Annotated in this window: 11 protein-coding genes; 9 read left to right on the top strand and 2 right to left on the bottom strand. The window is 73.1% G+C overall.

Annotated elements, in window-relative coordinates; genetic code table 11:
- Window positions 1-96: 96 nt before the first annotated feature.
- The 6 genes from IE153_RS07605 to IE153_RS07630 all read left to right on the top strand — a co-directional run bounded on the left by IE153_RS07605 (window position 97) and on the right by IE153_RS07630 (window position 6,697).
- On the top strand, window positions 97-489 hold the full coding sequence (locus tag IE153_RS07605; protein ID WP_189588971.1) for a VOC family protein: 393 nt from the start codon (window positions 97-99) through the stop codon (window positions 487-489).
- Between the two features lie 49 nt (window positions 490-538).
- Complete coding sequence (locus IE153_RS07610; protein WP_189588972.1) at window positions 539-1,084, top strand: hypothetical protein; 546 nt, start codon at window positions 539-541, stop codon at window positions 1,082-1,084.
- 45 nt (window positions 1,085-1,129) lie between these two features.
- Entirely contained in the window at window positions 1,130-4,321 is a 3,192-nt protein-coding gene (locus IE153_RS07615) for a S41 family peptidase (protein WP_189588973.1), read from the top strand.
- Between the two features lie 97 nt (window positions 4,322-4,418).
- Window positions 4,419-4,772 carry a histidine triad nucleotide-binding protein gene (locus IE153_RS07620; protein WP_189588974.1) on the top strand — a complete coding sequence of 118 codons (354 nt, stop codon included), beginning with the start codon at window positions 4,419-4,421 and terminating at the stop codon, window positions 4,770-4,772.
- A gap of 6 nt (window positions 4,773-4,778) precedes the next feature.
- Entirely contained in the window at window positions 4,779-5,684 is a 906-nt protein-coding gene (locus IE153_RS07625; RefSeq protein WP_189588975.1) for a ribonuclease Z, read from the top strand.
- Window positions 5,685-5,704: 20 nt separating this feature from the next.
- Window positions 5,705-6,697 carry an adenosine deaminase gene (locus IE153_RS07630; RefSeq protein WP_189588976.1) on the top strand — a complete coding sequence of 331 codons (993 nt, stop codon included), beginning with the start codon at window positions 5,705-5,707 and terminating at the stop codon, window positions 6,695-6,697.
- Window positions 6,698-6,710: 13 nt separating this feature from the next.
- Here IE153_RS07630 and IE153_RS07635 read toward each other — a convergent pair whose 3' ends face one another.
- Window positions 6,711-8,024 (bottom strand): MFS transporter, encoded by a 1,314-nt coding sequence (locus IE153_RS07635; protein WP_189588977.1) that lies wholly within the window; start codon window positions 8,022-8,024, stop codon window positions 6,711-6,713.
- A gap of 203 nt (window positions 8,025-8,227) precedes the next feature.
- Window positions 8,228-9,010, bottom strand: a complete 783-nt coding sequence (locus IE153_RS07640) for an IclR family transcriptional regulator (RefSeq protein ID WP_189588978.1) — start codon at window positions 9,008-9,010, stop codon at window positions 8,228-8,230.
- A 98-nt stretch (window positions 9,011-9,108) separates the two neighbouring features.
- On the opposite strand from IE153_RS07640, the gene IE153_RS07645 reads away from it, so the two are divergent.
- The 3 genes from IE153_RS07645 to IE153_RS07655 all read left to right on the top strand — a co-directional run bounded on the left by IE153_RS07645 (window position 9,109) and on the right by IE153_RS07655 (window position 12,618).
- A complete protein-coding gene (locus tag IE153_RS07645; protein WP_189588979.1) occupies window positions 9,109-10,056 on the top strand; it encodes a 5-dehydro-4-deoxyglucarate dehydratase in 948 nt (315 codons plus the stop codon).
- Entirely contained in the window at window positions 10,053-11,342 is a 1,290-nt protein-coding gene (locus tag IE153_RS07650; RefSeq protein ID WP_189588980.1) for a glucarate dehydratase family protein, read from the top strand. The genes IE153_RS07645 and IE153_RS07650 overlap by 4 nt, the downstream gene beginning before the upstream one ends.
- Before the next feature lie 139 nt (window positions 11,343-11,481).
- The gene (locus IE153_RS07655; protein ID WP_189588981.1) at window positions 11,482-12,618 is read left to right on the top strand and encodes a carbohydrate kinase family protein; all 1,137 of its coding nucleotides are present in this window, start codon (window positions 11,482-11,484) and stop codon (window positions 12,616-12,618) included.
- Window positions 12,619-12,729 lie beyond the last annotated feature (111 nt).

Consider the following 12,729-nt stretch of genomic DNA (forward strand, 5'->3'; position numbering starts at 1 on the left):
TTCGATGCAAGAACATCAGTTCCCGCCGGAAACGACTCCAGGTCCAAGGCCCACGACACGACACGGACCAGTAGCACTCATCCCCTTGGAGGCACCGTGGAACTCGCCCAGGTTCGTCTGCTCGTGACCGACTTCCCCGCCTGTTACCACTTCTACGGCGAGGTCCTCGGCCTCAAGCCGCAGTCGGGGGCGGCGCAGGGGCCGTACGAGAAGTTCAGCCCCGCGGTGGGCTCCGCGGGGATCGCGTTGCAGGACCGGTCGATGATGGCCGAGGTGCTCGACGAACTGGGCGACACGGCGGCCGGTCACCGCTCCCTGGTGGTGCTGCGGGTGGACGGGCTGGACGCGTACTGCGAGGAGATCACGATGCGCGGCGCGACGGTCCTGCACGGCCCGGCGCCCATGACGGACCGCATGCGGGTGGCGCATCTCAAGGACCCCGAGGGCAACGTGGTGGAGCTTCAGGAGTGGCTGCTGCTGCGCGGCTGACGCCTTTGCGCCCTACCGCGCGGCCCCCGTCAGTGGCAGGCTCCCCTCCATGGGGGCTTCGACGAGGTATCGACTGGGGCCGCGCGGGCGGCGCGTGGCGGTCGCGGCGACGTTCGCCGTGCTGGCGGTGGGCGGCGCTGTCGCCTGCGAGCCCGGCGCCATCAGTTCCGCGTCCGTCGCGTACACCACCGACGAGACCGTGACCAAGGAGCTCAACCGGCAGAAGGCGGGCGTGCGTTGGCTCACCTGTACCGCCTCCTACGGGGAGAACGGCGGGAAGTCGTCACCCTCGGCGCGTGAGCGGACCGTCGCCACCGTCGACTGTGAGGGCGAGACCGACGACGGCAAGGACATCACCGTCGACGGCAAGGTCACGCACGCGGTGGACGGCGCCTGCGTGCGCGGGAACATCACCGCCAAGGTGGACGGCAAGGTGTGGTTCCAGGTCGACGGCCTCGGCGACTGCAACTCCACCACCCCGCCCCCCGTCGGCGGGCCCGCCGACGGCCGGCCCGGGCCGACGGTCACCGTGACCGTCACCCAGACCGTCTGGTGCGACCGGTACCCGGACTGCCGCCCCGTCGAGGGCAAGTGATCCGAACCCTGTCCGCGCGGCGCGGTCCCTGCATAGGGTGATCAGGTGACATCGTCTGCTTACCTCCGGTTCCCCCATGTGCACGGCGACCTGGTCGCCTTCACCGCCGAGGACGACGTGTGGCTCGCTCCACTCGACGGCGGCCGGGCCTGGCGGGTCAGCGCCGACAACATGCCGGTGACCCAGCCCCGCATCTCGCCCGACGGCACCACCGTCGCCTGGACCTCCACCCGCGACGGCGCCCCCGAGGTGCTCATCGCCCCGGTCGACGGCGGCCCGGCCAAGCGGCTGACGTACTGGGGGAGCCTCAAGACACAGGTGCGTGGCTGGACCCCGGACGGCGAGGTGCTGGCGATCAGCACGCAGGGGCAGGCGAGCCTGCGCCGCACCTGGGCGCGCGCCGTCCCGCTGGACGGCGGCCCGGCCACCACCCTGCCGTACGGGCCCGTGGGCGACGTCGCCCACGGCCCGCACACGGTGCTGCTGTCCGCGCCGATGGGGCGTGAGGCGGCCTGGTGGAAGCGCTACCGCGGCGGTACGGCGGGCAAGTTGTGGATCGACCGCGAGGACGACGGGGAGTTCACGCGGCTGCACGAGGACCTCGACGGCAACCTCGAGTACCCGCTGTGGGTGGGGGACCGGGTCGGCTTCCTCTCCGACCACGAGGGCACCGGAGCGCTCTACTCCTCCCTCGCCGACGGCTCCGACCTGCGCCGGCACACGGCACTCGACGGTTTCTACGCCCGGCACGCCGCGACCGACGGCACCCGGGTCGTCTACTCCAGCGCCGGTGAACTGTGGGTGCTGGACGACCTGGAGGGGGCCGAGCCGCGGCGGCTGGACGTGCGGCTGGGCGGACAGCGCGCCGACCTGCAGCCCTTCCCCCTGAACGCCTCCCGGTGGTTCGGATCGGCGTCCCCCGACCACACGGCGCGTGGCAGCGCGGTCGCCGTCCGCGGCTCCGTGCACTGGGTCACCCACCGCGCCGGACCGGCCCGCGCACTGGCCGCGACACCCGGGGTGCGGGCCCGCCTGCCGCGCACGTTCCGGGCGGACGGCGAGCAGTGGGTGGTGTGGGTGACGGACGCCGAGGGCGACGACGCCCTGGAGTTCGCACCCGCCACCGGACTCGCCCCCGGGGCGACGCCCCGCCGGCTCGCCGCAGGGCAGCTCGGCCGGGTACTGGACCTCGCCATGGCGCCCGACGGCAGCCGGGCGGCCGTGTCCTGCCACGACGGGCGCCTGCTGCTCGTGGAGCGGGAGACGGGCGAGGTGCGGGAGGTCGACCGCAGTGAGGACGGCGATGTGTCGGGCCTCGTCTTCTCGCCCGACTCGTCCTGGCTGGCCTGGTCCCACCCCGGCCCCCGGCCCCTGTGCCAGCTGAAGCTCGCCAACACCACCGACCTGTCGGTCACCGAGGCCACCCCGCTGCGCTTCCAGGACTACGCGCCCGCGTTCACGATGGACGGCAAGCACCTCGCGTTCCTGTCGACCCGCTCCTTCGACCCGGTCTACGACGAGCACGTCTTCGACCTGGCCTTCGTGGTGGGCGCCCGGCCGCATCTGATCACCCTCGCGGCCACCACGCCCTCCCCGTTCGGTCCGCAGCGGCACGGCAGGTCCTTCGAGACGCCCGACCGGGAGGAGACCCCCGACAGCGAGGGCACCCCCACCACCCGCATCGACCTCGAGGGCCTCGCCGACCGCATCGTGCCCTTCCCGGTCGAGGCCGCCCGCTACACCAACCTGCGCGCCGCCAAGGACGGCGTCCTGTGGCTGCGCCACCCGGTCGCCGGTGTGCTCGGCGCGTCCCGGGCCACTCCGGACGACCCCGAGCCCAAGTCCGAGCTGGAGCGCTACGACCTCGCCCAGCAGCGCGTCGAGCATCTCGCCGTCGACGCCGACCACTTCGCGGTGAGCGGCGACGGCAAGCGGGTGCTGCTGTGGACCGACGGGCGGCTGAAGGTCGTCCCCAGCGACCGGCGGGCATCGAGCGACGACGACAGCGACTCCAACATCACCGTCGACCTGGGCCGCGTACGCCAGTTCGTCGACCCGGCGGCCGAGTGGCGCCAGATGTTCGACGAGAACGGCCGCATCATGCGGGACCACTTCTGGCGGCCCGACATGAGCGGCGTCGACTGGGACGGCGTCCTCGACCGCTACCGCCCGGTCGTGGACCGGTGCGCCACCCACGACGACCTCGTCGACCTGCTGTGGGAGGTGCAGGGCGAACTCGGCACCTCCCACGCCTACGTCACCCCGCGCGGCGGACACGGCGGCGGCCCCCGCCAGGGCCTGCTCGGCGCCGACATCTCCCGCCACGAGGACGGCAGTTGGCGCGTCGACCGGATCCTGCCCTCCGAGACCTCCGACCCGGACGCCCGCAGCCCGCTGGCCGCGCCGGGCGTCGCGGTACGCCCCGGGGACGCCATCGTGGCGATCGCGGGGCAGCCGGTCGACCCCGTTCTCGGCCCCGGCCCGCTGCTGATCGGCACGGCCAACAAGCCGGTGGAGCTGACCATCTCCCCGTCCGGCGGCGGCGACCCCCGGCACGCCGTCGTCGTCCCGGTCGCCGACGAGGAACCCCTGCGCTACCACGCCTGGGTCGCCGACCGCCGCGCCTACGTCCACGAGAAGTCCGGCGGCCGCCTCGGCTACCTCCACGTCCCGGACATGCAGGCCCCCGGCTGGGCCCAGATCCACCGCGACCTGCGCGTCGAAGTCGCCCGCGAGGGCCTGGTCGTCGACGTCCGCGAGAACCGCGGCGGCCACACCTCCCAGCTGGTCGTGGAGAAACTGGCCCGCCGCATCGTCGGCTGGGCCGTCCCGCGCGGCATGCGCCCCTACAGCTACCCGGAGGACGCCCCGCGCGGCCCCGTCGTGGCCGTCGCCAACGAGTTCTCCGGCTCCGACGGCGACATCGTCAACGCGGCGATCAAGGCCCTGGGCCTCGGCCCGGTCGTCGGCACCCGCACCTGGGGCGGCGTCATCGGCATCGACAGCCGTTACCGCCTGGTCGACGGCACCCTGGTCACCCAGCCCAAGTACGCCTTCTGGCTGGAGGGCTACGAGTGGGGCGTGGAGAACCACGGCGTGGATCCCGACGTGGAGGTCCTGCAACGCCCGCAGGACCACGCGGCGAACAGGGACGCCCAACTGGACGAGGCCATCCGACTGGCACTGGAAGCGCTGGAGGCAGTACCGGCGAAAACGCCCCCAGGCCTGCCCACCTAAGGGGCGCGGGGAACGGCGCGACCAGCCACAACGCACCCGCACCCGACGACGATAGGATTCCCGGCAAGACCGATCTCGGCCGACCCCCGGAGGGAAAATGGCAGGGGAGCCCCAGGAAGACTGCCTGTTCTGCAAGATCGTCGCAGGCACCATCCCGGCGACCATCGTCCGCCAGACGGAGACGACCGTCGCGTTCCGCGACATCAACCCCCAGGCCCCCACCCACGTCCTGGTCATCCCCAAGGCGCACTACGAGAACGCCGCCGCCCTGGCCGCCGCCGACCCGGACCTCACCGCGGACGTGGTCCGCGAGGCCCAGGCCGTCGCGGACGAGGAGAAGCTCGACAGTTTCCGTCTCGTCTTCAACACCGGCAGCGGCGCAGGTCAGACGGTGTGGCACGTGCACGCCCACGTGCTCGGCGGCCGCGGCCTCGACTGGCCTCCGGGGTAGTCCGCCTTGTCCGTACGTGAACTCGTGGTACTCGGCACCGCCAGCCAGGTCCCGACCCGGCACCGCAACCACAACGGCTACCTGCTGCGCTGGGACGGCGAGGGCATCCTCTTCGACCCCGGTGAGGGCACGCAGCGCCAGATGCTGCGTGCCGGGGTCGCCGCGCACGACCTGAACCGGGTCTGCGTCACGCACTTCCACGGCGACCACTCCCTCGGCCTCGCCGGTGTGATCCAGCGCATCAACCTCGACCGGGTGCCGCACGAGATCACCGCCCACTACCCACGCTCCGGACAGCGCTTCTTCGACCGGCTCCGGTACGCCACCGCCTACCGCGAGACCGTCGGCATCACCGAGGCCCCGGTGGCCGCCGACGGGCCCCTCGCCCGCACAGGCGGCTACACGCTGGAGGCCCGAAAGCTGTCGCACCCGGTGGAGTCGTACGGCTACCGGATCGTCGAGCCCGACGGCCGCCGCATGCTGCCCGAGCGGCTCGCCGCGCACGGCATCAAGGGCCCGGACGTCGGCCGGCTCCAGCGCGAGGGCTCGCTCGACGGGGTCTCGCTGGAGGACGTCAGCGAGGTGCGGCGCGGCCAGCGGTTCGCGTTCGTCATGGACACCCGGCTCTGCGACGGCGTGTACGCGCTCGCCGACGGCTGCGACATGCTCGTCATCGAGTCGACGTTCCTCGACGAGGACGAGGAACTCGCCGTCGAACACGGTCACCTGACGGCTGGTCAGGCAGCCCGGGTGGCCCGGGACGCCGGCGTTCGGCACCTCGTGCTGACCCACTTCAGCCAGCGCTACACCGACCCGGACGAATTCGAGCGGCAGGCGCGGGCCGCCGGGTACGAGGGTGAGCTGACCGTGGCCCATGACCTACTGAGGGTGCCGGTTCCGAAGCGTCGGTGAAACGGCCGTACGATGAATTGATGTCCCTCCCCAAAGCCGAACTGCACCTTCACATCGAAGGCACCCTGGAACCGGAGCTCGCCTTCGAGCTCGCCGCGCGCAACGGCGTCACGCTGCCGTACACCGACACGGACGAGCTGCGCGAGGCCTACCGGTTCGAGGACCTGCAGTCCTTCCTGAACCTGTACTACGAGCTCATGGCCGTCCTGCGCACCGAGCGGGACTTCGAGGACCTGGCGAACGCCTATCTCGCCCGGGCCGCCGCGCAGGGCGTGCGGCACGCGGAGATCTTCTTCGACCCGCAGGCCCACACCGGCCGCGGCCTGGAGATCGGCACGGTCGTCGAGGGGCTGTGGCGCGCGCTGGGGAGCAGCGAGGCGAACCACGGCGTCTCGACCCGGCTGATCCTGTGCTTCCTGCGCGACGAGTCCGCCGAGTCGGCCCTCGCCACGCTGGACGCCGCCAAGCCGTACCTGGACCGGATCACCGGCGTCGGCCTCGACTCCGCCGAGGTCGGGCACCCGCCGGTGAAGTTCCGCGAGGTCTACGAGGCCGCCGCCGCGCTCGGCCTGAGGCGGGTCGCCCACGCCGGTGAGGAGGGCCCGCCCGAGTACATCACCGAGGCGCTGGACGTCCTCGGCGTGGAGCGGGTCGACCACGGGCTGCGCTGTGTGGAGGACCCGGCGCTGGTGGAGCGGCTGGTGCGCGACCGGGTGCCGCTGACGCTGTGCCCGCTGTCCAACGTCCGGCTGCGCACCGTCGACACCCTCGCCGACCACCCGCTGCCCGCCATGCTGGACGCCGGTCTGATGTGCACGGTCAACTCCGACGACCCCGCCTACTTCGGCGGCTACGCCGGCGACAACTTCGACGCCGTGCGCGCCACCCTCGGCCTCACCGAGGAGCGGCTGCGTGAGCTGGCCCGCAACTCCTTCCTCGCCTCCTTCCTGGAGGACGACGAGGAGCTGCGGGCGCGGTATCTCGCCGAGGTGGAGGCCTACACCTTCGGTTAGCCCCGGGCGGGTCTCAGAAGACCTCCGACCCCGCCTTGCCGTAGGCACGCTGGGCGGGGACGGCCGGGGTCTCGACCGGGATCTCCACCACCGGCTGTTCCGGGGCGCCGATCTCGGGGATCGCGCCGGTGGGCGTGCCCGTGGCGGCGGCGACCAGGGCGGCCGGGTGACCGCCGCGGCGGCGGATCGCGCCGGGCAGCAGCGGGCGTCCGCCGGTGTGCAGGGCGACGGCGGTCATCGGCAGGGCGATCACCAGCAGCCCGACGCCCAGGACCGCGCCCATGATTGGAAATCCGGCCTGCGCCGACAGCACGCTGCCGGTCAGCGGCCCGGCCGCCGTGCCCAGCGAGGACGCCGAGCCGACCAGCACCGCCCAGCGGCCGCGCGGGTCGAGTGAGGCGGCGAGCCCGATGAGGTACGACAGCACCACCGGGTAGAGCGTGTTCCAGGCGATCTCGCCGGCCGCGAAGCTCCCGAGGTCGGTCGCGGAGGCGCTGAGCGCGATGCAGGCGGCGATGAGGACGGTGCCGCCGCCGATGGGTATCGCGCGTCCGAGCCGGGCCCCGAGGGCGCCCGCCGCGAGGACCCCGGTCAGTCCGGCGCCCAGGCCGAGGGCGAAGACCACGCCGACGGTGGCCTCGCCGAGGTGCGCCTGCTCCAGGCCGATGCGTCCGCTGACGCCCCACAGGGAGTTCTGGGCGAGCGACCAGCACACCATGGCGGCGGCCAGCAGCAGCCCCGAACGGGCGTGCGGCAGCCGGGCCTTGTCGTGCCGGGCGGGCGCGACGGGCGTGCCGGTGGGGAGGCTGCCGGTGAGCGGCCAGACCGCCAGGGCCGTGAGGGCGATCGCGGCCAGCGGCAGGCCGTGCCCCGGGCCGAGGTGCGGCACGGTCAGATACACGGCGCCCGCGAGGGCGGAGACGGTGAGCAGTCCGGCCGTGGAGGCCCGGTGCGGATCGCGCTGTCCCGCGATGAGGGTAGCGGCGACGGTCGTGGCCGTGCCGGAGCCGAACCCGCCGACCATCGCGCCGGCGACGACGGCGGGGACGGCGGTGGTCAGGGCGGCACCGCCGTAGCCGAGCAGGGCCAGGGCGAGGCCGAGCCGGGCGAGGGTGCGGGCTCCGAGCCGTTCGACCCGGGAGGCCAGGACGAATCCGGCGGCGGCCGAACTCAGCAGCAGGGCACTGCCGACGGCGCCGGCCTGGGTGGCGGAGAGCGGAAGGTCCGAGTCGAGTCTGCCGACGGTGGTGGGCAGCAGATACGGAGCGAGGTACCCGGCCGTGAAAAGGGCGACGAGGGGCCAGGGAGTGGTGCGGGGGGCGAACACGGGCGTTCCCAGGGCATGCGAAAGGAGCGGGGGAAAGGGGGGGTTGGGCGACGACCGTCGACGGACAGGAACGCGCGAGCAATTTGTATCAAGCACGTAGTCGCACACGGGAACCCGGGGCGTGTGATCTGGAGCACGTTGCGTTTGGTGTGGTGAAGCCCGGGTAAACGAGCGCCTTTCGTCAGGCGGCGACGGCGTTTCCGCTAACGCCAGTGCACCGATCCGGACCCCGACGGAACGGTCGCCTCGGCCTTGATCCGGATCTCCCGCATCACCGCGACGATCCGCTCCTCGTGCGCGGGCGTGAGCCGGGCGACGGGTACCGAGCAGCTGATCGCGTCCAGCGCCGGGCTGTCGTAGCGCAGTGCGAACCCGAAGCCGACGATGCCGGTCACGCCCTCCTCACGGTCCACGGACCAGCCGCGCGAGCGGGTCTCCGCGAGGTCGGCCAGCAGGGATTCCCGGCTCGTGTGCGAGTTCGGGGTCAGTGCCTCGTAGGGGCCCTCGGGCAGCTCGGCGTCCGGGCGCTGAGCCAGCAGGGCCTTGCCCAGGGCCCCGACGTGCGCGGGCAGGCGCCGTCCCACCCGGCTGATCGTGCGCAGGTACTCGTGCGACTCCCGCGTGGCCAGGTACGCCACGTCCCGGCCGTCCAGCCGGCCCATGTGGATGGTCTCGCCGAGCGCCTCGGACGCCTCGTCGAGGTAGGGCCGCACGGCCCGGACCCGCGGGTCGGAGTCGAGGTAGCTGGTGCCGGTGAGCAGGGCGTGGATGCCGATGCCGTACAGGGAGCCGGTGACGTCGGTGCGGACCCAGCCGCGCGAGATCAGCGTCTGCAGCAGCGCGTACATCGAGCTGCGCGGCACGCCGAGTTCGTCGGCCAGCTCCTGGAGCCGGGCCGGGCGGTCGCCGCGCGCGGCGAGGAGTTCCAACAGCTCCACCGTGCGGGCCGCGGACTTCACCTCGCGGACGCCCCCTGTGTCTGACATGTGCCGATGGTAATCGGGCCGCCCGGGCGGTTGACGTCTGCATACTCAGCCTTCATTCTCATATATAGATGACGTCTACATAAGGAGATGACTGGGAGATGACCGTGAGCGCTGGACCGGTGGCGGTCGCGCAGCGGCTGCGGGACGGCATGGCGGGCGGCGTGCTGTCGTTCCCGCTGACCGCCTTCCGCGACGACGGCGCCCTCGACCCGGACGGCTACCGCGCCCATGTCGCCGAGCGGCTCGCCGCCGCGCCCGGCGCCGTGTTCCCGGCCTGCGGCACCGGCGAGTTCTTCTCGCTCGACGAGGACGAGTACCGGCAGGTCGTCACCATCACCGTCGAGGAGGCCGCCGGCCGCGTTCCCGTCGTCGCGGGCACCGGCTACGGCTGGGCGCAGGCCGTCCGGTTCGCGCGCATCGCCGAGGACGCCGGAGCCGACGCACTCCTGGTGCTGCCGCACTACCTGGTCACCGCCCCGCAGGACGGACTGGTCGCCCAGCTGGAGCAGATCGCCGCCCGCACCCCGCTGCCCCTGATCGCCTACCAGCGCGGCCAGGTCGCCTTCACCGCCGACTCGCTCCGGCGCATCGCCGCCGTGGCGAACGTCATCGGCCTCAAGGACGGCCACAGCGACCTCGACCGGCTCCAGCGCCTCACCCTGGCCGCACCCGAGGACTTCCTGTTCTTCAACGGCGCCTCCACCGCCGAGATCCAGGCCCGCGCCTACGCCACCGTCGGCGTCCCCGCCTACTCCTCCGCCGTCCACGCCTTCGCCCCCGAGATCGCCGGCGCCCTCTTCACCGCCCTGCGCGACGACGACCACGGCACCGTCGACAAGCTGCTGCGCGAGTTCTACGTCCCGCTCGTCGAACTGCGCGACCGCGTCCCCGGGTACGCCGTGTCGCTGGTGAAGGCGGCGGCCCGGATCCGCGGCCACCGGGTCGGCCCGGTCCGCGCCCCGCTCACCGACCCCTCGCCCGCCGACCTGGCCGCCCTCACCGCCCTCCTCACCACCGGACTCGACCTCGTGGGAGCCACCCTGTGAACCTCACCATCACCGACGTGACGCTCACGCCGATCCTGGTCGCGGACCCGCCGCTGCTGAACACCCAGGGCGTCCACCAGCCGTACACGCCCCGGCTGATCGTCGAGGTCGTCACCGCCGACGGGATCACCGGCGTGGGGGAGACCTACGGCGACGCCAAGTACCTGGAGCTGGCCCGCCCGTTCGCCGACCGGCTGAAGGGACGCCAGGTCAGCGATCTGAACGGCCTGTTCACGGTCGCGGACCAGGTCGCGGTGGACGCCTCCCGCGTCGAGAACGCCGTCGACGTCGGCGGGCTGCGCGGCGTCCAGACCGCCGACAAGCTGCGGCTGTCCGTCGTCTCCGGCTTCGAGGTCGCCTGCCTGGACGCCCTCGGCAAGGCGCTCGGACTGCCCGTGCACGCCCTGCTCGGCGGCAAGGTGCGCGACGCCGTCGAGTACAGCGCCTACCTGTTCTACAAGTGGGCCGGCCACCCCGAGGGCGTACCCGCCGAGAAGGACGACTGGGGCGCCGCCGTCGATCCGGCGGGGGTCGTGGAGCAGGCCCGCCGCTTCACGGAGCGCTACGGCTTCACCTCCTTCAAGCTCAAGGGCGGCGTCTTCCCGCCCGACGAGGAGATCGCGGCGATCAAGGCCCTGGCCGAGGCGTTCCCCGGACATCCACTGCGGCTGGACCCCAACGGCGCCTGGTCGGTGGAGACGTCGGTGAAGGTGGCCCAGGAGCTCGGCGACGTCCTGGAGTACCTGGAGGACCCGGCGCTCGGCACGCCCGCCATGGCCGAGGTCGCCGAGCGCACCGGCGTGCCGCTCGCCACCAACATGTGCGTGACGACCTTCGCCGAGATCCGGGAGGCCTTCACCCGGGGCGCCGTCCAGGTCGTGCTCTCCGACCACCACTACTGGGGCGGACTGCGCAACACCCAGCAGCTCGCCGCCGTCTGCCGCACCTTCGGCGTCGGCGTGTCGATGCACTCCAACACCCACCTCGGCATCTCGCTCGCCGCGATGACCCACGTGGCGGCCACCGTCTCGAACCTCCACCACGCCTGCGACTCCCACTACCCCTGGCAGTCCGAGGACGTCCTCACCGAGCGGCTCACCTTCGAGGGCGGCAAGGTCGCCGTGTCCGACGCGCCCGGCCTCGGCGTGGAGCTCGACCGCGCGCGGCTGGCCGAACTGCACCGGCGGTGGCTGGACGACGACGGCGCCCTGCGCGACCGTGACGACGCGGCGGCGATGCGGATCGCCGACCCGAAGTGGGTGACGCCCGCGATGCCCCGCTGGTGAGGCCCGCCGAGGCCGGGGCAGGGGGCGTGCGGGGGCCCGGTGTGAGCTGACGGGACGGGTGGGTCCGGCGTGAGCGGCGTCACGTTGTCGGTGATGTGGTGCAGACTGGCCTGATCCGCACCACGTCAGGGAGCGCACAGTGACCGCGTCCACCGCCCCGGCCGGAAAGGGCCCGGCCGGAAAGGGATCGCACCGCCAGAGCCAGGTCGATCCCCTCGCCCCGCTGCGCACACCGGACGACCCGCCCTGGGACGTCTATCTCACCGGCACCGTCTTCCTGGACATCATCTTCACCGGGCTCGACTCCGCCCCGGTGCGCGGGACGGAGTCCTGGGCGCGCGGCATGGGGTCGAGCCCCGGCGGCGTCGCCAACATGGCCACCGCACTGGCCCGCCTCGGCCTGCGCACCTCCCTCGCGGCCGCCTTCGGCGACGACCACTACGGCGACTACTGCTGGGACGCCCTGGAGCACGGCGAGGGCATCGACCTCTCCCCGTCGCGCACGGTGCCCGGCTGGCACTCCCCGGTGACCGTCTCCATGGCCTACGAGGGCGAGCGCACCATGGTCTCGCACGGCCACGAGCCACCCCCCGAGGAGCCCGCGCCCGCCTGCCCGCCACGCGCGCGTGCCGCCGTCGCCTCCCTCGCCCCCGGCATGAGCGCGCCCTGGATCGCCCAGGCCGCGAGCAACGGCACCCGGGTGTTCGGCGACGTCGGCTGGGACGACACCGGGGAGTGGGACCTGGCGGGGCTCCCCGACCTGCGGCACTGCGAGGCGTTCCTGCCCAACGCGCAGGAGGCGATGCGGTACACGGGCGCGGACTGCCCCCGGGCCGCCGCGCACGCCCTCACCGAGTACGTGCCCCTCGCGGTGGTCACCCTCGGCGCGGACGGGGCCTATGCGGTGGACCGGCGCACGGGCGAGACGGCGGAGGTGCCGGCCATCGCCGTCGAGGCGCTCGATCCGACCGGGGCCGGTGACGTGTTCGTCGCCGGGTTCGTCGCCGGGACGCTGGCGGACTGGCCGCTCGCCGACCGGCTGGCCTTCGCCGGGCTGACCGCGGCGCTGTCGGTGCAGGAGTTCGGAGGGTCGCTGTCGGCACCGGGCTGGTCGGAGATCGCGGCGTGGTGGCGCAGGGTGCAGTCGGTCGAGGGGCAGTCGCCGGTGGCGCTGGAGAGGTACGGGTTCCTCGCGGAGCTGGTGTCGGAGGAACTGGTGCGGCCCTGGCCGCTGCGCAGGGCCGTGCCGACGATCGGCTTCCGGCGCTCGGCGTGAGGCTCCCGTGGCTCCCGGGTGACAACCGGCCCCCAAAACCCCTACGGCGTTGTCACTCCCCCGTCGTACCCTGGGAATCGCGAGGCCGCCCTCAGCTGTGCGGCCATGACG

The sequence above is a fragment of the Streptomyces massasporeus genome (genome assembly GCF_014648995.1).
In the GTDB taxonomy this organism is placed as follows: Bacteria; Actinomycetota; Actinomycetes; order Streptomycetales; family Streptomycetaceae; genus Streptomyces; species Streptomyces massasporeus.

Bases quoted from the DNA above. Each gene is read 5' to 3' on its own strand.
- IE153_RS07610 (WP_189588972.1), top strand. From the start codon at position 539: ATGGGGGCTTCGACGAGGTATCGACTGGGGCCGCGCGGGCGGCGCGTG.
- IE153_RS07620 (WP_189588974.1), top strand. From the start codon at position 4,419: ATGGCAGGGGAGCCCCAGGAAGACTGCCTGTTCTGCAAGATCGTCGCA.
- IE153_RS07630 (WP_189588976.1), top strand. From the start codon at position 5,705: ATGTCCCTCCCCAAAGCCGAACTGCACCTTCACATCGAAGGCACCCTG.
- IE153_RS07640 (WP_189588978.1), bottom strand. From the start codon at position 9,010: ATGTCAGACACAGGGGGCGTCCGCGAGGTGAAGTCCGCGGCCCGCACG.
- IE153_RS07645 (WP_189588979.1), top strand. From the start codon at position 9,109: ATGACCGTGAGCGCTGGACCGGTGGCGGTCGCGCAGCGGCTGCGGGAC.